Origin of the sequence: Tessaracoccus lacteus (assembly GCF_029917005.1) — a bacterium.
GTDB lineage: Bacteria > Actinomycetota > Actinomycetes > Propionibacteriales > Propionibacteriaceae > Arachnia > Arachnia lactea.
In genome coordinates, this window is record NZ_CP123967.1 from 553,553 (window position 1) to 578,702 (window position 25,150).

The 25,150-nt window shown below is 70.5% G+C and carries 26 protein-coding genes and 1 riboswitch; of the genes, 17 read left to right on the plus strand and 9 right to left on the minus strand.

The window, feature by feature from the left end; all coding sequences use genetic code 11:
- The first annotated feature begins 16 nt into the window (after positions 1–16).
- The gene (locus tag QH948_RS02430) at positions 17–382 is read left to right on the plus strand and encodes a CrcB family protein (RefSeq protein ID WP_281145368.1); all 366 of its coding nucleotides are present in this window, start codon (positions 17–19) and stop codon (positions 380–382) included.
- Positions 383–521: 139 nt separating this feature from the next.
- Complete coding sequence (locus QH948_RS02435; RefSeq protein ID WP_281145369.1) at positions 522–884, plus strand: fluoride efflux transporter FluC; 363 nt, start codon at positions 522–524, stop codon at positions 882–884.
- A 247-nt stretch (positions 885–1,131) separates the two neighbouring features.
- Here QH948_RS02435 and QH948_RS02440 read toward each other — a convergent pair whose 3' ends face one another.
- The gene (locus QH948_RS02440; protein WP_281146113.1) at positions 1,132–1,590 is read right to left on the minus strand and encodes an inorganic diphosphatase; all 459 of its coding nucleotides are present in this window, start codon (positions 1,588–1,590) and stop codon (positions 1,132–1,134) included.
- Between the two features lie 182 nt (positions 1,591–1,772).
- Between QH948_RS02440 and dacB the strand changes: the two genes are divergently transcribed.
- From dacB to QH948_RS02495, 11 genes are all read left to right on the plus strand, one after another.
- The gene (gene dacB, locus QH948_RS02445) at positions 1,773–3,200 is read left to right on the plus strand and encodes a D-alanyl-D-alanine carboxypeptidase/D-alanyl-D-alanine endopeptidase (RefSeq protein WP_281145370.1); all 1,428 of its coding nucleotides are present in this window, start codon (positions 1,773–1,775) and stop codon (positions 3,198–3,200) included.
- Positions 3,201–3,205: 5 nt separating this feature from the next.
- Entirely contained in the window at positions 3,206–4,105 is a 900-nt protein-coding gene (locus tag QH948_RS02450; RefSeq protein ID WP_281145371.1) for a zinc-dependent metalloprotease, read from the plus strand.
- Complete coding sequence (gene tilS / locus QH948_RS02455; protein ID WP_281145372.1) at positions 4,092–5,063, plus strand: tRNA lysidine(34) synthetase TilS; 972 nt, start codon at positions 4,092–4,094, stop codon at positions 5,061–5,063. The genes QH948_RS02450 and tilS overlap by 14 nt, the downstream gene beginning before the upstream one ends.
- Before the next feature lie 10 nt (positions 5,064–5,073).
- Complete coding sequence (gene hpt, locus QH948_RS02460; protein ID WP_281145373.1) at positions 5,074–5,625, plus strand: hypoxanthine phosphoribosyltransferase; 552 nt, start codon at positions 5,074–5,076, stop codon at positions 5,623–5,625.
- A gap of 92 nt (positions 5,626–5,717) precedes the next feature.
- A complete protein-coding gene (gene ftsH, locus QH948_RS02465) occupies positions 5,718–7,769 on the plus strand; it encodes an ATP-dependent zinc metalloprotease FtsH (protein ID WP_438874129.1) in 2,052 nt (683 codons plus the stop codon).
- Positions 7,769–8,335 carry a GTP cyclohydrolase I FolE gene (folE, locus tag QH948_RS02470; RefSeq protein ID WP_281145374.1) on the plus strand — a complete coding sequence of 189 codons (567 nt, stop codon included), beginning with the start codon at positions 7,769–7,771 and terminating at the stop codon, positions 8,333–8,335. The genes ftsH and folE overlap by 1 nt, the downstream gene beginning before the upstream one ends.
- Positions 8,336–8,354: 19 nt before the next feature.
- Complete coding sequence (folP, locus tag QH948_RS02475) at positions 8,355–9,182, plus strand: dihydropteroate synthase (protein ID WP_281146114.1); 828 nt, start codon at positions 8,355–8,357, stop codon at positions 9,180–9,182.
- A 45-nt stretch (positions 9,183–9,227) separates the two neighbouring features.
- A complete protein-coding gene (folB, locus tag QH948_RS02480) occupies positions 9,228–9,563 on the plus strand; it encodes a dihydroneopterin aldolase (protein WP_438874113.1) in 336 nt (111 codons plus the stop codon).
- A 2-nt stretch (positions 9,564–9,565) separates the two neighbouring features.
- Positions 9,566–10,129 (plus strand): 2-amino-4-hydroxy-6-hydroxymethyldihydropteridine diphosphokinase, encoded by a 564-nt coding sequence (gene folK, locus QH948_RS02485; protein ID WP_281145375.1) that lies wholly within the window; start codon positions 9,566–9,568, stop codon positions 10,127–10,129.
- Positions 10,126–10,641 (plus strand): DUF3180 domain-containing protein, encoded by a 516-nt coding sequence (locus QH948_RS02490; RefSeq protein ID WP_281145376.1) that lies wholly within the window; start codon positions 10,126–10,128, stop codon positions 10,639–10,641. The genes folK and QH948_RS02490 overlap by 4 nt, the downstream gene beginning before the upstream one ends.
- Before the next feature lie 85 nt (positions 10,642–10,726).
- Positions 10,727–11,344 (plus strand): hypothetical protein, encoded by a 618-nt coding sequence (locus tag QH948_RS02495; RefSeq protein ID WP_281145377.1) that lies wholly within the window; start codon positions 10,727–10,729, stop codon positions 11,342–11,344.
- A gap of 62 nt (positions 11,345–11,406) precedes the next feature.
- On the opposite strand, the gene QH948_RS02500 is transcribed toward QH948_RS02495, so the two are convergent.
- A complete protein-coding gene (locus tag QH948_RS02500; RefSeq protein ID WP_281145378.1) occupies positions 11,407–12,516 on the minus strand; it encodes an NADH-quinone oxidoreductase subunit D-related protein in 1,110 nt (369 codons plus the stop codon).
- A 79-nt stretch (positions 12,517–12,595) separates the two neighbouring features.
- Here QH948_RS02500 and QH948_RS02505 point away from each other — a divergent pair, with 79 nt between their 5' ends.
- From QH948_RS02505 to pgsA, 3 genes are all read left to right on the plus strand, one after another.
- A complete protein-coding gene (locus QH948_RS02505; protein WP_219081271.1) occupies positions 12,596–12,934 on the plus strand; it encodes a histone-like nucleoid-structuring protein Lsr2 in 339 nt (112 codons plus the stop codon).
- Positions 12,935–13,163: 229 nt separating this feature from the next.
- Complete coding sequence (locus QH948_RS02510) at positions 13,164–15,659, plus strand: ATP-dependent Clp protease ATP-binding subunit (protein ID WP_281145379.1); 2,496 nt, start codon at positions 13,164–13,166, stop codon at positions 15,657–15,659.
- An 84-nt stretch (positions 15,660–15,743) separates the two neighbouring features.
- A complete protein-coding gene (gene pgsA, locus QH948_RS02515; protein ID WP_281145380.1) occupies positions 15,744–16,367 on the plus strand; it encodes a phosphatidylinositol phosphate synthase in 624 nt (207 codons plus the stop codon).
- On the opposite strand, the gene QH948_RS02520 is transcribed toward pgsA, so the two are convergent.
- The 5 genes from QH948_RS02520 to disA form a co-directional block, all read right to left on the minus strand.
- Entirely contained in the window at positions 16,321–16,914 is a 594-nt protein-coding gene (locus QH948_RS02520) for a TetR/AcrR family transcriptional regulator (RefSeq protein WP_219081266.1), read from the minus strand. The two genes, pgsA and QH948_RS02520, sit on opposite strands and share 47 nt — an antisense overlap.
- A gap of 60 nt (positions 16,915–16,974) precedes the next feature.
- Complete coding sequence (locus QH948_RS02525) at positions 16,975–17,949, minus strand: ABC transporter ATP-binding protein (protein WP_281145381.1); 975 nt, start codon at positions 17,947–17,949, stop codon at positions 16,975–16,977.
- Positions 17,943–19,589, minus strand: a complete 1,647-nt coding sequence (locus QH948_RS02530) for an ABC transporter permease (protein WP_281145382.1) — start codon at positions 19,587–19,589, stop codon at positions 17,943–17,945. The genes QH948_RS02525 and QH948_RS02530 overlap by 7 nt, the downstream gene beginning before the upstream one ends.
- Entirely contained in the window at positions 19,586–20,626 is a 1,041-nt protein-coding gene (locus QH948_RS02535; protein ID WP_281145383.1) for a thiamine ABC transporter substrate-binding protein, read from the minus strand. Before QH948_RS02535 ends, QH948_RS02530 begins: the two co-directional genes overlap by 4 nt.
- A 33-nt stretch (positions 20,627–20,659) precedes the next feature.
- Positions 20,660–20,765, minus strand: a riboswitch (TPP riboswitch).
- Between the two features lie 41 nt (positions 20,766–20,806).
- Positions 20,807–21,844, minus strand: coding sequence for a DNA integrity scanning diadenylate cyclase DisA (gene disA / locus QH948_RS02540; protein ID WP_281145384.1), 1,038 nt, complete (start codon positions 21,842–21,844; stop codon positions 20,807–20,809).
- 115 nt (positions 21,845–21,959) lie between these two features.
- Between disA and QH948_RS02545 the strand changes: the two genes are divergently transcribed.
- Complete coding sequence (locus QH948_RS02545) at positions 21,960–22,718, plus strand: HEAT repeat domain-containing protein (protein ID WP_281145385.1); 759 nt, start codon at positions 21,960–21,962, stop codon at positions 22,716–22,718.
- Here the strand turns inward: QH948_RS02545 and QH948_RS02550 are convergent.
- Positions 22,709–23,785, minus strand: a complete 1,077-nt coding sequence (locus QH948_RS02550; protein ID WP_281145386.1) for a HEAT repeat domain-containing protein — start codon at positions 23,783–23,785, stop codon at positions 22,709–22,711. The genes QH948_RS02545 and QH948_RS02550 overlap by 10 nt on opposite strands.
- Positions 23,782–25,149: a DNA repair protein RadA gene (radA, locus tag QH948_RS02555; protein WP_281145387.1), complete on the minus strand. Its 1,368-nt coding sequence runs from the start codon at positions 25,147–25,149 to the stop codon at positions 23,782–23,784. Before radA ends, QH948_RS02550 begins: the two co-directional genes overlap by 4 nt.
- Position 25,150 lies beyond the last annotated feature (1 nt).

Below are 25,150 nucleotides of genomic sequence, written 5' to 3' on the forward strand. Positions count from 1 at the left end.
GTGGTGTGCTGGGGCGGTGAACAGATCCCGCCTCCCTAAGATCGGCGCAGTCTTCGCCGGCGGCTGCCTCGGGACCGCCGGGCGGATGGGGATCCTGCACCTGGTCGGTGACCAGGTCGTCGCCCTCGCAGCGGTCAACCTCCTCGGCTGTCTTCTCCTGGGCGTGGTGTCGGCACTGCTTGGGCATCGGCACGAGGCGTGGCGCATGTTCCTCGTGGTTGGTGGAATCGGCGCGTTCACTTCCTGGTCGTCGCTCGCCGTGCAGGGCGCCACCCACCCCTCAGGCGTCCTGATAGTCGCGGCCGAGGCGCTTGCGGGGGTGTGCGTCGCGGGTCTCGCGCACTTTGCGACGTGGCGACTCATGATGAGGGGGTCACGGTGATGACGCGCGCGGCTCAGCATTGGATGGTCACGCTGATGTCGCCCGAGGGTGCTCGCGTCGGGGACGCGTTGAAGTCGGGCCAGGCTCCTGACAAGGGGTTGTTGCTGACGGCACGCGCAGCGGCGGGCAGGGTGTCGAAATGCTGATTCTCCTGCTGACATGCCTTGCCGGAGGGCTGGGCGCCGTGGCCAGGTCGCTGGTCGACACCGCGCTCCGCGCCCGCAGCGAGGCACTGTTCGCCACGCTACCCTGGGTCGCGACGCTCGCCATCAACGTGACGGGCTCCTTCGTGCTGGGCGTCGCCACAGGCACGCTGACGGGGGCACCGCTGGGCATCCTCGGGACGGGGTTCTGCGGTGGCTTCACCACCTTCTCGACTGCGTCGTGGCAGGTCGCGCGGCTCGTCGGGCGCCGCAGTCGACGGATCGCGGCGGCCTATCTGGTGCTGACGGTCGTCGGGTGTCTTGCAGCCGCCTGGCTGGGGCTGACGCTGGCAGGTTGACGCCGGCGCGGGCGCGGGCGCTTGCGTCGGGGCGCTGCACGGCGCCAGCGGGACGGGTCTCTGTGAGAGGCCACCACGCTCTCGCCCGCCTCGACAGACTCGTCGCGTTCGCACCTACAACCACTGCACTACTCGGCCACCACGGTCTCGACCGCCTCGACAGACGAGACTGCCCGAGTTCGACCATGCCATGACAGACGAAACCGCCCGCGCCTGAGGTGGCGCGGGCGGTGATGACGTCAGGCGGTCAGGCCAAGTTCACGTGGTGGTGCTCGTAGGGCGTGCCCTTGGCGCGCTCGAACGACTCCGCGACCTCGGCCTCCGCCTCTTCGCGGCCGGTCCAGGTCGCGCCCTCGACGGACTTGCCGGGCTCGAGGTCCTTGTAGACGGAGAAGAAGTGCTCGATCTCGAGCAGCATGTGCTCCGGCACCGACGACAGGTCGGTGATGTTGCCGCGGCGCGTGTCTGCCGTCGCGACGCACAGCACCTTGTCGTCGCCGCCCATCTCGTCGGTCATACGGAACATGGCGACGGCGTAGCACTCGACAAGGCAGCCGGGGAACGTCGGGTCGTTGCCGATGATCATCGCGTCGAGCGGGTCGCCGTCCTGGCCGAGGGTCCCCTCGACGAAGCCGTAGTCATACGGGTACTGAGTGGAGGTGAACAGCGTCCGGTCCAGTCGGATGCGACCGGTGTTGTGGTCCATCTCGTACTTGTTCTTGGTCCCCTTGGGGATCTCCACCGTCACGTCGAAAAGGATCCGTCGACCGGGATCGATGGGCCTGAAGCCGGCCGGGGCGTCTTCGCTCACTTGGCGCACTCCTATGATTGGGGAACCGCCCCGCCGGGGCCGTCTGCTGCCTGCAGAATAGCGCTTTGGAGGAGCCGATGCCGAAGAGACGAGTGGCCGAATGGGTCGTCGTCGGCGTACTGAGCTGCCTCCTTCTGCTCGGCGGTTTCCTCGTCGCCGTGTTCCACGCGCCCCTGCTCACGGCCGCCGGACTGACGCGCGAGGGGGCGCCGGACACCGTCGACGTCTCCATCTTCGCCCCTCAGGTCGAGGAGAGTGAGGCGCCCGCCACGGCTGGCACCGGGCTCGCGCAGGCCGCGGGGATCCCCACCGACGGGAAGGTCCCGGACTCCGACACGCTCACCGCACAGCTGAAGGCTCTGGACCGGTCGAATCTGAAGGCTGCCGACGGCAGCAAGGTGACCGTCGCCTGGGAGGTCGTTGACGTCGAGACAGGGGACGTGATCTCGTCCAGCAAGGCGAAGACGGCGCTGATCCCTGCGTCGAACACCAAGCTGATGACGTCGCTGGCCGTCATGAACGCCCTCGACGGTTCAGAGACGTTCGCCACGCGGGTGCTGCAGCCGGCCGACGGCGAGATCGTGCTCGTCGGCGGCGGCGACCCCATGCTGCTCAGCACCCCCGCGGACGAGGGGACGTACCCGCAGCCCGCCAGCACGCAGGAGTTGGCCGCGGCGACGGCCGAGGCACTCAAGGCCGATGGGCAGTCCGGCGTCACCCTCGGCTACGACGACTCCTACTTCGACGAGGAGGGCTGGAACGACACCTGGCCCTCGAACTACCGCGACCAGGTGACGCAGCTGTCGTCGCTGTGGGTCGACGAGGGCCGCACCAGCGGCGCCCGGACCCGCACCCCCGCCGCTGACGCCGCGAAGATCTTCGCGACCCAGCTCGAGAAGGCGGGCATCACGGTGACGGGCAGCGTCAAGGAGCGCTCCGGAACCGGCGACGAGGTGGCACGCGTCGAGTCGCTGCCCCTCCACGTCCTGGTCGAGACCGCCATGAACCGCTCCAACAACTCCTTCACCGAGATCCTCGGGCTCCAATTGGCGAAGCAGACCGGCCGCGACTCGACGTTCAAGGGGGCCGTCGCGGCCATCAAGTCCGAACTGACCGACCTCGGTGTCTGGGACGAAGGGACCGTCCTGCGCGACTCGTCGGGCCTGTCGCGCAGCAATCGCATCACGGCGAACATGCTCGCCAGGGCCGTGCAGCTCCTCGACACCGACGAACACCTCTCAGTCATCCTCGACGGGCTGCCCACCGCAGGGGTGACCGGGACGCTCGCGACCAGGTTCACCGACGCGCTCGCCCGCCCGGCCCGCGGCGTGGCGAGCGCGAAGACCGGCACCCTCTCACTGGTCTCGACGCTCGCGGGCACCACCCTGACCGCCGACGGCCGCCAGGTGTCCTTCGCGTTCATGATCAACGGCACCGACGCTGGCTGGTGGGCCAAGCTGTGGGCCGACCAGGCCACAGGCGTCGTCGCGTCCTGCGGCTGCTGATCGGCATGGAGCACGCCCCCGAGATCGACTGGGCCCTCGCCCGTCGGATCACCCGGATGGCGCCGGGTCGGCTGCCCGACCTGGACCGCCGTGACCTGCAGCGGCTCGTCGCGGACCTGCGCGTCACCGCGCGCCGCGCGGGCGAGATCAGCGCCTCGGCCCTGGGCGTCGACTCCGTCGGCGCCGGCACGATCTCGGTCGTCGACTGGACCGGCTGGGGCGCCGCCGTGCGCGACATGGCCGACGCGGGCATGTCCGACCTCGGGCTCCGCCGCCGCCCGCCCGGCGCGCTCAGGACCCTCCGCGGCGTCGGGGGAGGACTCGTCGCAGGCGTCGGCCTCAGGATCGCCGGCCCCCGCCTGATCGGGCAGTACGACGCGTACACCGGCTCCGACACCCTCTTCCTGCTCGCGCCGACCATCGTGAACCTGGAGCGCGCCCACGGCTTCGTGCCAGCCGACTTCCGGCTCTGGGTGTCGCTGCACGAGCAGACGCATGCGCTCCAGTTCCGCGCCGCGCCCTGGCTGCGCGACCACCTCGTCGGCCTCGGCCGCCGCGTGCTGGAGACCGAGGACGGCGACGATATCGCCGGCCTCGTCGCGACCATGACCTTCCTCGAGGGCCACGCCGACCACACGGCCGACACCGCCGGCCGCGCCCGGATCCGCACCGTCGGCCAGCTGCGCCGCGCCTTCCACCGGACGCCCGGCACCCTGTCGCGGATCGCGGGCGTCTTCGACAAGGGTGCCCAGTATCGCAACGGCCTCGAGTTCTGCACGCAGGTCACGCGCAAGGGCGGCCGGAAGGCGCTGCGCGACGCCTTCCTCGCTCCAGAAACGCTGCCGCGGCCCGACGAGATCGCCGACCCGCCCGCGTGGCTGAGGCGGATGCGTGGCCAGGCGTGAGCTCGGGCCCGCCGCCCTGCGGGTGACGGCGGCCGTCGCCGGCGCGCTGCCCGGCGGCGACGTCACGGTCGGCTGCTCCGGGGGCGCCGACTCGCTAGCCCTGGCGCTCGGCGCGCACCGCGCGGCAGCCCGGCGGGGCCTCACGGCGGAGGCCGTCGTCGTCGACCACGGCCTGCAGCCTGGCTCGGCCGACGTCGCGACGCGCGTCGTCGAGACGCTGGCCGCCCGGGGAGTCGACGCCCGGGTCGTCGCGGTGCGGGTCGACGAGGGCGACGATGGGCTCGAGGCGGCCGCCCGCGACGCGCGCCTCGCCGCCCTCGCTACCCCGGGCAGACCGGTCCTGCTGGGCCACACGCTCGACGACCAGGCCGAGAGCGTGCTGCTCGGCCTGTTCCGCGGGTCCGGAACCCGCTCGCTGGCGGGCATGGCCCCCGCCCGCGGCCCCTTCCTACGCCCCCTGCTCGGGCTGCGGCGCGCCGACACCGAGCAGGCGTGCCGCGAGTGGGGCCTCGACTGGTGGGACGACCCGATGAACGACGACGAGAGGTTCGTCCGCGTCCGCGCCCGCCGCGCGCTGGCCGACCTCTCCGCCGACCTCGGCCGCGACCTCGCCCCCGCCCTGGCCCGGACGGCCGCGCTGGCCCGCGCCGACGCGGACCTCCTCGATGCCCTGACCGGCGAGGCCATCGACACGTCGGCCGACACGCTGGACGTCGCCGAACTACGTCGGCTGCCCGACGCCCTGCGGTGGCGGGCGATCCGCGCCTGGCTCGCGGCAGCCGGGGTCGCGGCCGACCGGCAGGCGACGCTCGCGGTGGACCGCCTGGTCACGCACTGGCACGGGCAGGGTCCCGTCTCGCTGCCCGGCGCGGACGTCGCGCGCACGGGAGAGCGGCTTCGTCTCGCAGGTCGGCCGGGCGACACTCCGCGACCTGCGCCGCCCCGTCCCGCGCTGTAGGGTCACTCACGTGGATGCCGCAGATGTGTCACAGGACCTCGAGCGTGTGCTCTTCACCTCCGACCAGATTCAGGCCCGGATCGCGGAGGTCGCAGCGCAGATCGACAAGGACTACGCGGGCCGGGAGGTGCTGCTCGTAGGGGTGCTCAACGGGGCCGTCATGGTCATGAGCGACCTGCAGCGGGCGATGCACAGCCACGTCGAGATGGACTGGATGGCGGTGTCGTCCTACGGGGCGGGTACGCAGTCCAGCGGTGTGGTGAGGATCCTCAAGGACCTCAACGCCGAGCTGAAGGGCCGCGACGTCATCGTGGTCGAGGACATCATCGACACCGGCCTGACGCTGAGCTACCTCATGAAGAACCTGGCGTCGCGCGGACCCGCGAGCCTCGAGATCATGACGATGTTCCGCAAGCCCGACGCCGCCCAGATGGAGGTGCCCGTCAAGTACATCGGCTTCGACATCCCCAACGAGTTCGTCGTCGGTTACGGCCTCGACTTCGCCGGCCGGTACCGCAACCTGCGCGACGTCGGCACCCTCGCCAAGCACGTTTACAGCTGACCGCTGAATCGTCGCCCCGCAGACTGCATGCCTGCGGGGCGTGTTGTTTGCGCTGGTATCGTTTCGATGCATCGCGCGTGCGCGTCAACTAGATCGGCAAACCATTGCAGAAGTTCTTCAAGAGCCCCGTGGCCTGGATCGTCCTGAGCGTCCTTTTCCTGATCCTCGGCATGCAGCTGCTGAGCTCCATGACCGGATACCAGAACGTGTCGACCGCGAAGACCATCGCGCTGCTGAACAGCGACACCAAGCTGAAGTCGGTGACGCTGATCGACGGCGACCAGCTGATCCAGGTCACCGACGAGCAGGGCAACCGCACGCAGACGGCGTGGGTCGGCAGCCAGATCGACGACATCGTCAAGCTTGTCGAGCAGCGCAAGGAGGCCGGGACCCTCGAGGACTGGACGGCCACCAACCCGCAGCCGGGATTCTGGTCGACGTTCCTCTACACGGGCCTGCCCTTCCTCGTCCTGATCTTCGTGGTCTTCTGGCTCATGCGCTCGATGTCGGGCGGCGGCGCCGGCGGGCCCCTGTCCTTCGGCAAGTCGAAGGCGAAGATCGTCTCCAAGGACACCCCGAAGACCACCTTCAAGGACGTCGCGGGAGCCGACGAGGCCGTCGAGGAGCTCGAGGAGATCAAGGAGTTCCTCGCGGAGCCCACCAAGTTCCAGAAACTCGGCGCCAAGATCCCCAAGGGTGTGCTGCTGTACGGCCCGCCCGGGACCGGCAAGACGCTGCTCGCCCGCGCCGTCGCAGGCGAGGCCGGGGTACCGTTCTTCTCCATCTCCGGCTCCGACTTCGTCGAGATGTTCGTGGGCGTCGGCGCCTCGCGCGTTCGTGACCTGTTTGCGCAGGCCAAGGAGAACGCTCCGGCCATCATCTTCATCGACGAGATCGACGCCGTCGGTCGGCACCGCGGCGCCGGCATGGGCGGCGGGCACGACGAGCGCGAGCAGACGCTGAACCAGCTGCTGGTCGAGATGGACGGCTTCGATGTGCGCGGCGGCGTCATCCTGATCGCCGCGACCAACCGCCCCGACGTGCTCGACCCGGCGCTGCTGCGCCCCGGACGCTTCGACCGCCAGATCGGCGTCGAGGCTCCCGATGCCGACGGCCGCGCCCATATCCTCCAGGTGCACGCCAAGGGCAAGCCGCTTGCCAGCGACGTCGATCTCGTGTCGATCGCGCGCCGCACCCCCGGCTTCTCCGGCGCCGACCTCGCCAACGTCCTCAACGAGGCCGCGCTGCTCGCCGCCCGCATGAACCAGGACATGATCCGCCAGCCGCATCTGGACGAGGCCATCGACCGCGTCATCGCCGGCCCGCAGAAGCGCACGCGGCTCATGAATGACCACGAGCGCCTCATCACTGCCTACCACGAGGGCGGCCACGCCCTCGTCGCGGCCGCGATGCCCGGTAACGATCCGGTGCAGAAGGTCACGATCCTCCCGCGCGGCCGTGCGCTGGGCTACACGATGGTGATGCCCGACGCCGACAAGTACTCGCAGACCCGCGGCGAGTTGCTCGATCAGCTCGCGTACATGATGGGCGGCCGTGCGGCGGAGGAGCTCGTCTTCCACGACCCCACCACCGGCGCCGCCAACGACATCGAGAAGGCCACCAAGGTGGCCCGCGCGATGGTCATGCAGTACGGCATGAGCGAGCGCGTCGGCTCCGTCAAGCTCGGCGGCGGCGACTCGGAGCCGTTCATGGGCATGCGCGGCACCGACTCGTCGTCCGAGTACTCGCAGACCATGGCGGCGATCATCGACGAGGAGGTCGCCGGGCTGATCCACACCGCCCACCAGGAGGCCTTCGACGTCCTGGTCGAGAACCGCGAGGTGCTCGACGAGCTCGTGCGGCAGCTGTTCGCCAAGGAGACGCTGAACCGTCAGGAGGTCGCTGAGGTCTTCAAGCCGCTGCGCCGTCGCGAGAAGCGTTCGGCCTGGACCGGCTCCGACGAGCGTGTGCCGTCCGACCTGCCGCCCATCGAGGTCCCTGCCTCACCGAGCGTGCCGTCGCTGATCCCCGGCCCGGTCGCGCAGCCGCCGGTCGCCCCGCCGTCGCAGACCCCGCAGCCGCCGCAGGTCACCCCGCAGCCCGGCCCCGACTCCTGGCGCCCGCCGAGCGCCCCACAGCTCTGATGGCGGTCGACAGGGAGCGGGCCGCCGCCGCCGTACGCGAGTTGCTCGCCGCGGTGGGGGAGGACCCCGGCCGCGACGGGTTGCAGGACACCCCTGACCGCGTCGCGCGGGCCTGGAGCGAGCTGATCGCCGGCTACGAGACGGACGCCGCGGACATCCTGGGGACCACGTTCGACATCTCGCACGACGAGATGGTGCTCGTCAAGGACATCGAGCTGGTGTCGATGTGTGAGCACCACCTGCTGCCCTTTACGGGGGTGGCGCACGTCGGCTACATCCCGTCCGTGGACGGCCGGGTCACAGGCCTGTCGAAGATTGCGCGGCTCGTCGAGCTGTATGCCCGCCGCCTGCAGGTGCAGGAGCGACTCACCACGCAGATCGCCGAGGCCCTCGTCGAGCACCTCGACGCCCGAGGGGTCATTGTGGTGGTCGAGGCGGAGCACACCTGCATGACGATGCGCGGGGTGCGCAAGCCCGGCAGCCGCACCGTCACGTCCGCCGTCCGCGGACAGCTGCGAGATCCCGCGACGCGCGCGGAGGCCATGAGCCTGATCCTCGGGAGGTGACACGGCGGTGACTCTCGTCATGGGAATCCTCAACGTGACCCCCGACTCGTTCTCCGACGGCGGGGAGTACCTCGACGCCCACGTCGCGGTCAGCCACGCCCGCGCAATGCTCGGCGACGGCGCCAGCATCGTCGACATCGGCGGCGAGTCGACCAGGCCCGGGGCGGCCCGGGTGTCCGCAGCCGACGAACTCGACAGGGTCGTCCCGATCGTCGCTCAGCTCGCGGCCGACGGCGTCGTGGTGTCGGTCGACACCATGCGCGCATCGGTGGCCGCCGCCGCGATCGACGCGGGCGCCCGCATCGTCAACGACGTCTCCGGCGGGCTCGCGGACCCCGCCATGTTCGACGTCGTCGCCGCCACGGGCGTCGACTACGTGCTGATGCACTGGCGCGGCCACTCGTCGATCATGAGCCAGGCGGCCCGCTACGACGATGTCGTCGCGGACGTGACCGCGGAGCTGCTCGCTCAGCGCGACGCGGCGCTTGCCGCCGGCGTGCCTGGAGAGCGGATCATCCTGGATCCCGGCCTCGGGTTCGCCAAGACGTGGGACCACAACTGGACGCTGTTGCGACATCTCGACAGCTTCATGGAGCTGGGGCACCGCGTCCTGGTCGGAGCCTCCCGCAAGGCTTTTCTCGGCGAGCTGCTGGGCGGTCGCGAGCCCATCGGCCGCGACGGCGCCACCGCGGCCCTGTCCTTCTGGTGCGGACTGCATGACGTGTGGGCAGTCCGCACGCACGACGTGACCGGCCAGGCTGACGCCATCTCGGTGGCGCGCCGGCTGCTTCGCGAGCGTGAGTGGGACGCTGCTGCGGGACCGGCGCGCCCCGACGCCGTGGGGTAGTCTCGGAGCAGATCCGACAAGGAGTTCAGCATCGACAGCATCACGTTGACCGGCATCACGTCGACCGGCTACCACGGTGTCTTCCCCGAGGAGCGCCGCGAGGGTCAGCCGTTCGTCGTCGACGTCGTGCTCGAGTTCCCGTTGGAGACCCGCACGGATGATCTGCGCGACACGGTGAACTACGCGGAGGTCGCGGCCGACGTCGAGTCCGTCGTGACCGGCGAGCCCCGCAATCTCATTGAGAGCGTCGCAGGCGATATTGCCGAACGGCTTCTGGCCCGTGGCAGAGTGGAGCGTGTGACCGTCACGGTGCACAAGCCGCAGGCGCCGATCAGCCAGCCCTTCGGGGACGTTTCCGTCACCATCTGCAGGAGTAAGTAGCCATGTCCAACGGACCCTTCGATATCGACGTCGACACCCTCGGGAACCTGCGACCCATCTCCAAGGTCGTGCTCAGCCTCGGGTCCAACATGGGAGACTCCGAGACGATCCTGCAGGAGGCTGTCGGCTATCTGGCGGACACCCCCGACCTGATGCTCGTCGACGTGTCGCCGGTCTATCAGACCTCCCCGGTGGGCGGCCCCGAGCAGCCCGATTTCCTGAACCTTGTCGTGGTGGCGGAGTCCACGCTGGAGCCCCTCACGATCCTCGACCGGGCACACGCCATCGAGGAGAACTTTGGACGCGTCCGCGGCGTTGTCAACGGCCCCCGCACGCTTGACATCGACGTCGTGATGGTCGGCAAACGCGTCTCGGAGGATGGCATCGACCTCCCGCACCCCCGGGCCCACGAGCGCGCGTTCGTGCTCGTCCCGTGGCTCGACATCGACCCGGGCGCCGACCTGGCCGGCTACGGCCCCGTCGCCGACCTCGTCGATGACCTCGACACCGACGGCATCACGCGTCGCGACGACATCGCGATCACCGTGAGCGGCACCGTCTTTTGAGCGATGTCCCGAAGCTCGGACTGACCACCGCCCGCCAGGCGGTGGTCTCCGTCCTCGCCGGCGCGGCGATCAGCTGGCTCATCATGCTCGGCTTCGAGGCGTTCGGCGCGCAGCCGCCCGTCGTGCCCTGGACCGTTCCTGGGCTGCTGATCGGGCTCGCCGTCGCTGTGACCGTCTATGCCAGGGCCCTTCCCCGACGGATCGAGGACCATAGGGTCTCCTCGCAGGAGGCGTTCGCGGCGTTGGCGGTCGGGAAGTCGATGATCGTGACGGGGGCGGTCTTCGCCGGCGGTCACGTTGTCTACGTCATGTTCTTCATCACGCGGCTGGGTGCGCCCCTTCCGGCCGCGCGCGTGGTGCAGGGCGCCGCGACCGTCGTCGCCGCGCTGCTCCTCGCGGGGGCCGGTGCGCTGCTGGAGCGCGCCTGCGTTGCCAAGGACGACGACGGCGACGAGGAGGGACGGAAGAAGGGCCAGCAGCCCGAGGCGCGCGGTCACCCTGATCCGGCCTGACGAGGCTGCGCGATTATATGGTCGAATACCGCGACACGGCACGTCGTTTCGCGGGAACCCGGTGGGTCGGACCTACACTGAGCACATGGCTGGTCGTCGAGTTGCTCCCGAATCCTCTGAGCGCACCATTGCGTTGGTGATCCTCGCGGTGGGTGGCGCCATCGCGCTGGCGTCCATCTTCGGAACGCACCTGATCACCCGGGCGGGCGTGGTGCTGGCCGTCGCCATGGCCTTCATCGCCTTTTTCGTCGCCGGCCGTGAGCTGGTGAAGGAGCGCGCGCGTCACGCCGAGGAGATGAAGCACGAGATCGGGCTGCGCGCCCAGCAGGCCGAACGGTTCCATGAGGAGTCCGTGGCCATGATCGGGCGCTTCAACGCCCGCGCTGAGAACCTGCAGGGCGTCATCGCCAAGCTGCGCGGACAGCTTGGCGCAGCCAAGACCGAGCTCAGCTCCATGCGGGGCAATGCCGTCTGGCTGCGCGCCGAGATCGCCGAGCGCCAGGCCCGGATCGAGGCGCTGGAGGCGAGGATCGCCGAGCTCGAGGCCGAGAACACCGCTAACATTGTCACCCTGCCCCGCAAGGCGAAGCTGCACCCCAGCGTCGAGGACGTCTGGGGAGCCGACGAGCATCCCACGATGGTCGACCTCGCCAAGCTGGACCTCGACTTCCTCCCCGAGCTGCCCGTGGCGCGACGCGCCTGACGCAGCCCACATTAGACACGGGAGCCCGCGGAACACCGCGGGCTCCCGTGCTGTGCGCACGGCTACTTGTCGGCGTCGCCGATCGTGTAGCCCAGCGACGCGATGACGTCAGGCATCCGGTCGACCGGAACACCCGCAAGCGTCGGGCCCAGTGCTGAGAGGTTCGCGAAGGACGGCGTCCGCAGCCCCACGCGCCACGGCGTCTGCCCGCCACGCGAGACCATCAGGCACGACGCGATGCCCCAAGGTGCCTCGATGTCGGTGACGTGCTCGCCCTCCGGCACCTTCAGGCGCCGGGCGAGACGTGTGGACACCTCCCCGGGCGTCTGGGCGGCGAGCGCCAGCGCGTGGCGAACCATGTCGATCGACGTGCCCACCTCGTCGATGAGCACTGCGAAGCGGGCCGACGCATCGCCGTCGCTGCGGGGCTGCACGGGACGAAACAGCTGGTCGTACGCGAGGTAGCCGCCGGCACGGCGGTCGAGGTCGAGCCCGGCGGCGCGTCCGACGGGCCCGGAGAGGGCGTAGTCCACGCAGGCCTCGCGGTCGATCACCGCGAGGCCGCGAAGATGGCTCGCGTCCGTCAGGACCGTCCGCAGGTCGGAGGCGACGCGGGCGATGTCGTCCAGCAGCGGCTCGAGGTCCTCGCCCCAGCCTCCGGGCATGTCGGAGGCCAGGCCGCCGACCCGGTTCAGCATCGGATGGACCCTGTTTCCGGCCCACGTCAGCGCCGCCTCCCGCAGCCCCTCGACGCATCCCCAGAGTCGGGTCTCCAGCGGGCCGTCGGCCAGGTAGGACAGGAAGGACAGGTGTGAATGGATGCGGGCGACCTCCGCAAGCAGGGTGCGGAGCAGGGTGGCGCGCGGTGGGGTCACCAGCCGCATCGCGTTCTCTATGGTGCAGGTGACAACCAGTTCGCCCGAGAATGCCGATAACCAGTCGTGACGGTCGGCCAGCATGATCAGCGATCGGTAGTCGCGCACCTCGAAGAGTTTCTCGGCGGCGCGATGGCCGTAGCCCGATGTCACATCCGCCGAGACGATGATGTCGTCGTTGAGCTGGGCGGCGATTCGGATCAGCCCGACGTTGCTCGGATGACGGCTGCCGAGAGACACCGCGATGTCGCCAGGAAATGTAATCCCGCCGACCGAGAAAAAATGATTATGCGTCATATGGCTTCCGGTGGAAAATGCTTGCCCCCAGCAGGTACTGTTTCTTCATCATAGTCATCCGACCACTTGAGGAGCACACATGGCACGCGAGATCCGCGTCATTCTGACCGACGACATCGACGGCGGAGAGGGCGCTCGGACCGTAGAGTTCTCGCTTGACAAGACCGCGTACAGCATCGATCTCAGCGAGGCGAACATTGCCAAGCTGGAGGCCGCCCTGGCTCCCTACATTGCCAAGGCCGAGCGCGTCCGTCCCCGACGCACAGCCGCGTCCGCCGGCGGCCGCAAGGCATCAGGCTCCCGCTCGGGAGGCGGATCCTCCGCCATCCGTGAGTGGGCACGCGCCAACGGCTACGAGGTCTCGGACCGCGGGCGCGTCCCGGGCGCAGTGGTGGCCGCCTACGAGGCTGCCAACTGATCGAGAGCTGTCACCGCGCGAGGCGCCGCGACCTTCCAGGGTCACGGCGCCTCGCGCGGTGTGGGCCTCTCGCCTCGCTCCGCGCGGCGCCCTTCGACAGGCTCAGGGAACCGGATGGCTGTCCGGTTCGCGTTGGGCTGAGCGGCCGCGCTCCGGAAGTTTCCGCCGCTGGGTAAGCTGGGTGGCGCCTGCGGGGCGCATTTCCGCCTTGCAGCAGGAGGGAAGTTTCATGTTCGAACGGTTCACCGACCGCGCGCGGCGAGTGATTGTCCTGGCCCAGGACGAGGCGAAGCTGCTCAACCACAACTTCATCGGCACCGAGCACATCCTGCTCGGACTCATCCACGAGGGTGAGGGTGTCGCGGCCAAGGCGCTGGAGTCCCTCGGGATCGAGCTGGATGCCGTGCGCCAGCAGGTGGAGGAGATCATCGGCCAGGGACAGCAGGTTCCCACCGGTCACATCCCGTTCACCCCGCGCGCCAAGAAGGTCCTCGAGCTCTCGCTGCGCGAGGCGCTCCAGATGAACCACAACTACATCGGCACCGAGCACATCCTGCTCGGCCTGATCCGCGAGGGTGAGGGCGTCGCAGCCCAGGTGCTGATCAAGCTCGGCGCCGACCTGAGCCGGGTCCGCAGCACGGTGCTGCAGCTCATCACGGGCTACCAGGGTCGCGAGACCTCGATGTCCGGCGCCCCGGAGACGGGCCCGGAGAAGACCACCTCGCAGATCCTCGACCAGTTCGGGCGCAACCTGACACAGGCGGCCCGCGAGGGTCAGCTCGACCCGGTCATCGGCCGCACGCACGAGATCGAGCGCGTCATGACCGTGCTCAGCCGCCGCACCAAGAACAACCCGGTGCTGATCGGCGAGCCCGGCGTCGGCAAGACGGCCGTCGTCGAGGGCCTCAGCCAGGCCATCGTCCGCGGCGACGTGCCGGAGACGCTGCGCGACAAGCAGATCTACACGCTGGACCTCGGCGCACTCGTCGCCGGCTCGCGTTACCGCGGCGACTTCGAGGAGCGCTTGAAGAAGGTGCTCAAGGAGATCAAGACGCGCGGCGACATCATGCTGTTCATCGACGAGATCCACACCCTGGTGGGCGCGGGTGCCGCCGAGGGCGCCATCGACGCCGCAAGCATCCTCAAGCCCATGCTGGCCCGCGGCGAGCTGCAGACCATCGGCGCCACCACTCTCGACGAGTACCGCAAACACATCGAGAAGGACGCGGCGCTCGAGCGCCGTTTCCAGCCGATCCAGGTGGCCGAGCCTTCCGTTGCGATGACGGTCGACATCCTCAAGGGGCTGCGGGACCGCTACGAGGCGCACCACCGCATCACCATCACGGACGAGGCGCTCGTCGCCGCCGCGACGCTGGCCGACCGATACATCCAGGACCGTTTCCTGCCCGACAAGGCGATCGACCTGATCGACGAGGCCGGCGCCCGGCTACGCATCCAGCGGATGACCGCCCCGCCGGACCTGCGGACCTTCGACGAGGCCCTCGCGGCGAACAAGCTGGAGAAGGACGCGGCGATCGACGCGCAGGACTTCGAGCGTGCCGCCCGGCTGCGCGACGAGGAGCAGAAGCTCCGCATCCAGCGCGCCGAGAAGGAGGAGGCCTGGAAGCTCGGGGACTCCGACATCCCCGCGATCGTCGGCGAGGAGGAGATCGCGGTCGTGCTGTCCGGCTCCACCGGCATCCCCGTGTTCAAGCTCACTGAGGAGGAGTCGCAGCGGCTGCTCCACATGGAGGAGGAGCTCGGCAAGCGTTACGTCGGCCAGAAGGACGCCGTCAAGGCATTGTCACGTTCGATCCGTCGTACCCGCGCCGGGCTGAAGGATCCGAAGCGCCCCAGCGGCTCGTTCATCTTCGCCGGCCCCTCGGGCGTCGGCAAGACCGAGCTGACCAAGGCGCTGACCGAGTTCCTTTTCGGCGACGAGGACGCCCTGATCACGCTCGACATGAGCGAGTACTCCGAGAAGCACACCGCGTCGCGGATGTTCGGTTCCCCGCCCGGATATGTCGGCTACGAAGAGGGTGGCCAGCTCACCGAGAAGGTCCGCCGGAAGCCGTTCTCCGTCGTCCTGTTCGACGAGATCGAAAAGGCGCATCCGGACATCTTCAACTCGCTGCTGCAGATTCTGGACGAGGGTCGTCTGACCGACGCCCAGGGGCGCGTGGTCGACTTCAAGAACACCGTGATCGTGATGACGACGAACCTCGGTACCCGCGACATCTCGAAGTCCGTCAATCTCGGATTCTCCCGCGGCGGGGACGACGAGTCGAACTACGAGAAGATGAAGGCGAAGGTCTCGGACGAGCTCAAGCAGCATTTCCGTCCGGAATTCCTGAACCGCGTCGACGAGATTGTGGTGTTCCACCAGCTCACGCAGTCCGACATCGAGCACATCGTCGACCTGATGGTCGCGCAGATCGAGACCCGCCTCAAGGACAAGGACATGGGCATCGAGCTCACGCCCGCGGCCAAGACGCTGATCGCCAAGCGTGGCTACGACCCGGTGCTGGGCGCGCGACCGCTGCGCCGTGCGCTGCAGCGCGACGTCGAGGACATCCTGGCCGAGAAGATCCTGTTCGGTGAGCTGTCCGCCGGGCAGATCGTCCAGGTCGACGTCGCCGAGGAGGGCTCCGAGCTGCCGTTCAAGTTCACCGGCGTCGCCAAGGCCGATGTCGCGGAACTCGAGGTCTCCGACCACAAGGAGTAACCCAGGTCCGCTGACCTGATCCGCCGACGGGCGGGCCCATCCCGGCCCGCCCGTCGGCGCGTGCGCGCCGGGTAGTTTGGGGCAGTGCTCTCCTTCCTGCGCGGCGCCTACGGGCGGGCGCTCACCCCGTCGGCCCGGCTGCTGTTGAGGCTCGGCCTCACGCCTACCCAGGTCACCGTCGCCGGAACCTTGGCGGTCGTGATCGCGGCGCTCGCGACCCTGCCCGCCGGGCGTTTCGTGGTCGGCCCGGTGCTCGTGTGCTGCTTCCTGCTTGCCGACGGGCTGGACGGGACGATGGCGCGGCTGGGGGGAGGCGAGTCCCGTCTCGGAGCGTTTCTCGACTCCACGCTGGACCGGATCGCCGACGCTGCGGTCTTCGCCGCGCTCGTGGTCTGGGCCGCCGGCCGCGACGCGGTCACGTTGTGGCTGGCCCTCGGCGCACTGGCGGGGGGATTCCTGGTGTCCTACGCGAGGGCGCGTGCGGAGGCAGAGGGGTGGGATGCCTCGGTCGGGTTGTTCGAGAGGACGGACCGGCTGGCGGTCGTGCTGGCCGGGACGTTCGCCGTCGGGTTGGGAGCGCCGGCGGCGGTCCTGACGGTGGCCCTCGGGATCGTCGCGGCCGGGTCCGCTGTCACCGTCGGCCAGCGGATCGCCGCCGCGGTCAGGGGCGCTGCGGGACCGAGTCGACCAGCGCCCGGGCGGCGGTGACGGACGCGTCGACGATGCGCCCGTAGGGCAGCTCGGTGTCGAGCTGCTGGAACGCAGCCCCCAGCATCCCGAGCGTCAGCGAGCTCATGATCCTGGCCTCGGTCGGATCGCCGAGCAGGTCCATCCACGCCCGGCCGAGCGCGTCGCGCATGATCCGGTGGGCGTGGTCGGCCAGCGCCGTCATCGCCGCCGACTGCGGCGCCTCCCGCGTCATGGTGATGAGCCAGCCGTGGCCGGTCAGGTGGGCCTGCTCCAAGTTGATCCGCACCCACTCGACCACCCTGTCGCCGGGATCCGTCAGCGGGGCGAGCGCCTCGGTGACGGCGGTGTCCCAGGCGGGCAGGTAGCGCTGCAGTACCAGCCCGCGGAGGTCGTCTACGCTGTCGACGTAGCGGTAGATGGAGTTTCGGGCGATGCCGGCCGCGCCGGATACTACGCCGGCCGTCAGTGGCTCGCCGGCCCTCAGGATCGCCTCCGCCGCGTCGATCAGCGCCACGCGGATGTGCTCGCGGTGCTCTGCGACGGTGGGGGCGGCGATCTTCGGCATGGTCCCCATTCTGGCACGGCGCCTTGCCGACACCGCGTCGCACCCCAGGTCAGGAATTGGTCAGGCGGGAACCACGGCGCCTCCGACGAGCCGGACCCCGACGGTGGCGGACTCGACCCGCTCCGGCGAGGAGACGACGGCGCGCTGTCCATCGGGCAGCCGGACCCCGACGGCGACGTCCTCGGGAGTGTAGCCCTGGTCGGTCACGACCAGCTGGGCGCCGTGCGCGTCAAGCGCCAGCGAGCTGGGCAGCACACCGAGCACCTCACCCACGGCGAGCGTGCCCGTCCAGCCGAGGGCCTCAGCCTGGGCCTGGTTCACGAACGCGGTGGCGCCGAGGAAGGCCGCGACCTCGCGGGTCGCCGGGGCGCGCCGGAGGGCCTCGGGGCCGTCGAGTTGGAGCAGCCGGCCGTGGTCGAGCACTGCGACGCGGTCCGCGACCGTGAAGGCCTCCTGGTGGTCGTGCGTGACGTAGAGGGCCGTGGTGCCGGTCGCCCGGAGGATGCGCGAGAGGTCGTCGGACAGGCGGCGGCGCAGCCCGGTGTCGAGCGCCGAAAGGGGTTCGTCGAGCAGCAGGGCCCGGGGGGAGGGGGCAAGTGACCGGGCGAGCGCCACTCGCTGCGCCTGGCCGCCCGAGAGCTCCGTCGGCCTCCGGGAACCGTAGCCCGCGAGGCCGACGAGGTCCAGCAGCTCGGCGACGCGCTGCCTGCGGGCGGCCTTCGGCAGGGCGCTGAGCCCGTAGGCGACGTTGCGTTCCACCGTCATGGTCGGGAACAGCTGGCCGTCCTGGAAGACGAGCCCGAAGCCGCGCCTGTGGACCTTGACGCCGGCCAGGTCCTCGCCGTCCCACGACACGGTCCCCGCCGTTAGGGGCTCCAGCCCGGCGACGGCGCGCAGCAGGGTCGACTTGCCCGACCCCGAGGGCCCGAGCAGCGCGACGACCTCGCCGGGGCTGACGGTGAGGCTCACGTCGTCGACGGCCACGGTCTGACCGTAGCTCACGCTCGCGCCCGAGACCTCGAGTCCTGCTACCACGTCGCAACCTCCCTCGGGCGCAGTCTCTCGGCCAGCGCCATCGTGATTCCAGCCAATCCTGCCAGCAGCACCGAGGCCGCCAGCGCCTGGCCGTACGACTCGGCACCGGGCCTGCCGAACAGCCGGAACACCAGCACCGGCAGCGTCGGCCGGTCCGGCCTGGCCAGGAAGGACGTGGCGCCGAACTCGCCGAGTGAGGTGGCGAACGCGAAGCCGACGGCCAGCCCCAGCCCGCGGGCCAGGTGGGGCAGCTCGACCCGGCGCAGCACGTCGAACGGCGTCGAGCCCAGCACGGCGGCGGCCTCCAGCTGCCGGGGATCGATCGCGCGGAGCGTCGGGAGCAGGCTGCGCACCACCAGCGGCAGCGCCACGACCGCCTGGGCGATCGGGATCAGGACGATGCTGGAGCGCAGGTCGAGCGGCGGGCGGTTCAGGGTGATGAGGTAGCCGAAGCCGACGGTGACCGCTGAGACGCCCAGGGGCAGCAGGTAGGCGGCCTCGAGGAGGGCCAGCGCGCGGCGTCCCTCCCGACGGCGCGGCCGTCGGGAGGCGACGAGTGCGACCAGCAGCCCCAGCGGGACGGCGACGACGGTCGCGGCCAGTGCGGTGGTCAGAGAGGTGCCGAGCGCGCCCAGCACGCTGATGCCGGGCAGTTCGGAGCTGGCTAGCCCGGTGTAGTTGGCGAGGGTGAGGACGCCGTCGCGGTGCAGCGAGCGCCAGGCCAGGCCGATCAGGGGCAGGCCGAGGAGGAGGACCGCCACGGCCAGCGTCGTGGCCAGCGCCGCGCCGTCGCGGCGCCACCTCAGTGGCCGCGAGGCTGCGACGTCGGGCTGCAGGCGCAGCGCCCGCGTGAGCGACGACTGTGCGCGCCCACTGAGCCAGAGCGCGGCGGCCACGATCACGAGCTGCGTCACGGACAGCGCAGCGGCCCCGCGGAGGTCGAGCAGCGCGGTGGTGAGGTACCAGATCTCGGTCTCGATGGTGTGGAATCGCGTCTGGCCCAGCACCATCACGATGCCGTAGCTCGACGAGCTGAACAGGAACACCAACGATGCGGCGGACAGCACGGCCGGCGCCAGGGCGGGCAGCGTGACGGTCGCGAAGACGCGCAGCGGCGCCGCGCCGAGCGTCGTGCCCGCCTGCGCCAGGCGCGGGTCGAGCCGGGCCCACATGGTGCCGACGGTGCGGACGACGACCGAGTAGTTGAAGAACACCATGGCGGCGACGATGGAGACCGCGGACCCGTCGAGGCCGAGGAAGCCGAGCAGCCCGTCCGGCCTCAGGAGCGCTCCGAACGCGACGCCGACGGCGACGGTCGGGAGCACGAACGGGACGGCGACCGCGGCGCGCAGAAAGCCCCGGCCGGGGAAGCTGCAGCGGTACAGGGCGTGGGCGCCGGGGAGCCCGAGCACGAGGCACAGCAGCGTCGTGGCGGTGGCGGAGGCGAGCGTGAAGCCCAGCGCCCGCCATGTCCTTGCCGACGAGAACACAGCCTCGAACCCGGCCAGCGTCCAGGTGGCGCCGTCGTGGAAGCCGCGCAGGATCAGGGCGCCCGCGGGCCAGGCGAAGAAGACCGCGAGGAACGCGGCCGGGATGGCGGCGGCCGCCACCCAGGCCGCGCGCCAGGCGAGTCGTGTCACCCGATGGCCTCGCTCCACTGGCTGATCCAGGCCTCGCGGTTCGCGTCGATGTCGGCCGGGGCCACCTCGATGGGGGAGTCGGACAGCGGCGCGAACTTCTGCCAGTCGGCGGGCAGCTCGGTGTCGGTGACGGCCGGGTACATGTACATGTTCTCCGGGATCACCGACTGCACCTCGTCGGAGAGGAGGAAGTCGATGAACTTGCCCGCGCCGACGGGGTTCTGCGCGCCGGCGATCACGCCGGCGTACTCGACCTGCCGGAAGCAGGTGTCCAGCAGGGCCTCGGTCGTCGAGGTGTCGCCGTCGAGCGTGAACGCGGGGGAGGTGGAGTAGCTGAGCACCAGCGGACGGTCACCCTTACCGTCGGCTCCCGAGAAGTCGGTGTAGTAGGCGTCGGTCCAGCCGGCGACGACCTTCAGCCCGTTGTCCTTGAGGCTCTGCCAGTAGTCGAGCCAGCCGTCGCCCTTGGCGCCGACGGTGGCGAGCAGGAAGGACAGTCCGGGCGAGCTCGTCGCCGGCGAGGACACGACGAGCAGGTCCTTGTACTCGGGCCTGGCCAGGTCGTCGAGCGTGGCGGGCACCGTCAGGTCGTGCTTGTCGAACCAGGCACTGTCCGCGTTGATGCACACGTCGCCGTAGTCGACGGGGGTCAGCTGGTCGGCGGCGAGCTGCGCGTCGGTGCCTGCGGCGGCAGCGGAGGTGTAGTCGGCGAGCACGCCCTCGCGGGAGGCGCGGGAGGCCATCGCGTTGTCGATGCCGAAGACGACGTCGCCCAGCGGCGAGTCCTTCGTCAGGATGAGCTGATTGACGAGCGTTCCCGCGTCGCCGGGCGCCACGTAGGTGACGGTGTAGCCGGTCTCCTCCGAGAACTGGTCGAGCAGCTCCTGGGGCAGCACGAACGAGTCGTGCGTGACGACCGTGAGCGTGTCGGTCTCGGTGGGGGTCGGGCTCGTGGTGGCCTGTGTGCCCGTGGAGCCGCAGGCTGCCAGGGCGGTGACGGCCAGGCCGGCCGCGAGCAGTCGGATGGGTGACTTCATGACATCTCCTCATTTCAAGGAGGCTCGGCGCGTGCCGAGGAGAATCTCACTCCCTACGCCGGTGCTAACCGGATCAGGTTGGAGGGTCTGCGGTTCTCCGCACTCTCAGCGCCCTGGTGGCGCTCCCCTGTGTGTCTGACGCAACCCTAGCCCATGACGCGGGGCCGCCCGACCGGCCGGTCAGGACCCCTCGGAGATCCGCAGCAGGGCGTCGCGGATCTGCCGGGCGCGCATCGGGCCGACCCCGTCGATCTCCATCAGCACGGCCACGGAGGCGCCGAACAGCTCCTGCAGCGAGTAGCGATCCACCAGCTTCGACACGAGGTGGGAGGGAAGGCGGCCGACATCCGTCAACAGTCTCACCCCTCGGCTCTCGAGTCCCTGCTCCAGGTTCGCGCCCTGCCCGAAGCCGAGGCGCTCGGCGACCAGCTGGCCGGAGAACAGCTCCTCGGAGGAGAAGTTCGCGAGCTTCGACAGGTCGAACTGCGACGGATCGGACAGGTTCTGCGCGTAGTCCTCGGCGAGCCGGTCGGCGGCCCCCGCGAAGGTGTTGGCGAGCTCGGAGTGCTGCAGCGCGACCATCCGGCCCTCGACGCCGAGCAGTTCGACGAGGAAGTCCACCTCGGCGGACAGCCGACGGGTCAGCTCCAGGCGGTGGATCACGTGGGTGAGGTCGCGGAGCGTGACCTGTTCGCCGATCTCGAGCAGAGTGAACTGGTCGAGCTGGTCGGTCAGACGGCTGGAGACGCGTGACAGCGTCGCGAGGGCCTGGTTCGCGCGGCTGATGACCTGCGTGACGCTCTCGACGAGGTGGCGCCGGCCGTCGAGGAACACCGAGACCGTCGCCATGGACGCGGAGACCGTCACGACGGGGACCCCCGCTGCCTGGGCCGTGCGGTCGGCGGAGCGATGGCGGGTTCCGGTCTCGGCTGTCGGCAGGTCGCCCGCCGGGACGAGGTGCACGCCGGCCGCGACGATGGTGCTCAGGTCGTTGGACAGGATGATCGCGCCGTCGAGCTTCGCCAGCTCGCGCAGGGCCTGCTCCGTGCACTCGACGCCGATCTTGAAGCCGCCGGAGGAGACCTGTTGCACCTTCTGGTTGTTGCCGAGCACGATGAGCGCGCCGGTGCGCCCGTGCAGGATGCGGTCGACGCCCGCGCGCAGGGGTGTGCCGGGCGCGAGCAGCTTTAGGTAGCGGCGGATCGTCGGTTTGGGCACCTGACCTCCTGGTGGATCGCCGCCCAGTCTAGATGGCGGGGCAGCGGCTGGGTTCGCTCTCGGCGGACCGTCCGCGGTTGACCCTGACGCAACGTCAAGGTTTACCGTCGATGACATGACGAACACCACGCTGGAGACCATGTTCACCGCCCTCCGCAACCCCGAGGGCTCCACGCGTCGGCAGGCTGCGCTCGCGCTGGGCGCCAGCCGTGACGACTCCGTCGTCCCCGTCCTGCTGGCGCAGCTGCGCGTCGAGTACGACCCCCACGTCATCGAGGACATCACCTGGGCCCTGGTGCAGCACGCCGAGGCGGCCCGCGGCGATCTCGCCGAGATGCTGACCGACGACGACCCGGCCCGCCGCCGCACCGCCGCTCACGTCCTGAGCAAGGTGGCAGACCCCGCCGACTTCGACGCGGTCGTGCCGCTCGTGGCCGACGAGGACGCGGACGTGGCCATCAAGGCGTACCGTGCCGCGGCCAACACCGGCGGCGCGCGGGCGCTGACCGCGCTCGTCGCGCGGCTGGGCGACGGGGAGCTGCTGCAGCGCGACGCGCTGAGCAACGCGTTCGCCGCGATCGGCGCGGCCTCGGTCGCGCCGCTGACCTCGGCGCTGACCGACGGCAGCCCCGCCGCGCGTGAGCACGCCGCTGAGGCGCTCGGTCACCTGGGGGCACCCGAGGCCGACCCGGCCGCCGACGCTCTCGAGCGCGCCGCCGGCGACGACGATCCGACCGTGCGGCTGGCCGCCGTCTCTGCACTCGGTCAGCTGGGTGGCGCCGCCGACGAGGCCCTGGGGCGGCTGGCAGGCGGCGCGGATGCGCTCACCGCGCAGGTCGCGACGCGGCTGCTCGCGGGCCGCGTTCAGGCCTGACGGTCCGCCAGCAGCCTGAGGGCGAGAGTCCGGGCGCGTTCGTCGGGGGAGTCCACACATCCCTCGATGGCGCGCCCGGCGTCGTCCCCGGGCAGGTCGCCCAGGGCGACCAGGGCGGCGAAACGCACCGCGGGTGAGTCGTCGCGCAGCGCGGCGGCGAGTGTGGGCACGGAGGCCGGGTCACCCAGGATGCCGAGGGCCTCCGCGGCGTGCTCCCTAACAAGGGCTGAGCAGTCCTGGGTCGCCTGCTCCAGCGGCGCGCGTGCGCCCTCGACGCGCGCGACGGCCAGCGTCGCCTCGTCGCGGACCCGGACCCGGTCGTCGCCCAGCGCGCCCACCAGGGCTGTCACCGCCTCGGGGCCGCCGAGTTGGCCGAGACTGAACGCCGCCTTCGCCGCGGTTCGCTCGTCGGCGTCGCCCAGCAGGTGGATCAGGTGGGGCGTCCCGGCGGGGTCGCGAAGCTTGCCCAGGACGTGGGCCAGCGCATGCCTCGCTTCCGGTGGCCCCGATCCCAGGGCCTCGACCAGCCGCGGCAGCACCCCGTCCCGATGCGTCAGCGCCCACGTGGCGCCCTCGCGGACCGACGGATCCTTGTCCGTCAGCAGCGCGATCAACTCGTCGACGGGCGCCCGGCCCGAGCCGTCGAGCGCCGCCCCGAACCTCACCGCGGCGTCCGGGTGGTGCAGGCGCTCCGCGAGCTCGATCGACTCCAGGACCTCGTCCCAGTCGGCGTCGTCGGTGCGTTGCAGGAACCGCAGCCGGGCGAGCAACTCCTGCTCCGCGGCGATGCGCCGCTCCAGCAGCTCCGCGTGCCGGGCCAGCAGCTCGGCGGGCTCGGTATCCTCGTCGAGGGCCCTCCCGATCTCCGCCAGCGACAGGCCGAGCGACTTGAGCTGCGAGATGGCCAGCAGCCGGCCGACGTCGGCGCGCGAGTAGAGGCGGTAGTCGGCCCAGCTGCGTCCGCTGGGCCTGAGCAGGCCGATGGCGTCGTAGTGGCGCAGCGTGCGCTGCGTGAGGCCGGCGCGGCGGGCCAGCTCGCCGATCCGCAGGAACCCGCCCTCAGTCATCCCGCCAGACCGATGCGTGTGAGCGCCTCGGCCAGCGTCGGCACCTCCACCACCCGCATCCGGCCGAGGGCCGGCACCTTCTGGGTCACATCGCGTGATCCGGAGGGGATGATGGCCAACTGGAAGCCCAGCCGGGCGGCCTCGACCAGGCGGCGCTCCACGCCGGGGACGCGGCGCAGATCGCCGGCGAGACCTACCTCTCCCAGGGCGACGGTCCGCTCGAGAGGGGGCACTCCCGTGCACGCTGAGGCGATGGCGACGGCGGTGGCCAGATCCGCAGAGGGGTCGGCGACCTTGGCCCCGCCGACCGTCGATGCGTAGACATCCTTCGTGGACAGTTTCAGCCCGAGTCCACGATCGAGCACGGCCATCACCATCGCGATGCGGGAGCCCTCGAGCCCGTGCGTCGCGCGCCGCGGGTTCCCGGCGGCGTCGGTGACCAGGGCCTGGATCTCGGCCAGCAGCGGACGCCGTCCCTGGAGGGTGACGGTGACGCAGGTGCCGGGGGTGGGGTCGGCGTGTGAGGTCATGAACAGGCCGGAGGGGTCGGGCACCTCGACGATGCCCGTCTCGCTCATCTCGAAGCAGCCCACCTCATCCGCCGGGCCGAAGCGGTTCTTGGTTGCCCGCACCATGCGGAACCCGGAGTGCCGGTCCCCGTCGAAGCCCAGCACCACATCGACGAGGTGCTCCAGCGTCCGGGGGCCGGCGATGCCGCCGTCCTTGGTGACGTGGCCGACGATGATGACCGCCATCGACTCCCGCTTGGCGATCCTGGCCAGTGCGCCCGTGATCTCCTTGACCTGCGTCGGTCCGCCGGCTGCACCATCGGCCTCGGCGGTGGTGATGGTCTGCACGGAGTCCAGCACCAGTAGCGAGGGATGCACCTGCTCGATGTGCCCGAGCACGGTGCCGAGGTCGTTCTCGGAGGCCAGGTAGAGGGTGTCGGCTACCGTTCCGGTGCGCTCGGCCCGCAGCTTCACCTGTGAGGCCGATTCCTCGCCTGAGATGTAGAGCGTCGTCGCTCCTGTTCGGGCCCACTTCGCGGCGACGTCCAGCAGCAGCGTCGACTTGCCGACGCCGGGCTCGCCTGCGAGCAGCACCACGGCGCCGGGCACGAGACCACCGCCCAGCACGCGGTCGAGTTCCGCGATGGTGGTGGGCTTGCGCCGGGCGGAGTCTGACGGGACCTGCGAGATGGGCATCGCCCGGTCCGTCGGGGTCGAGGACGCGACCGACTTCAGCTTCGGCGCGCCCCGTTCGACAACCGTCCCCCACGCCTGGCACTCGCCGCAGCGGCCGACCCAGCGCGTGCTGGTCCAGCCGCACTCGGTGCACTGGTAGGAGTCCTGGTTCTTCGCCACG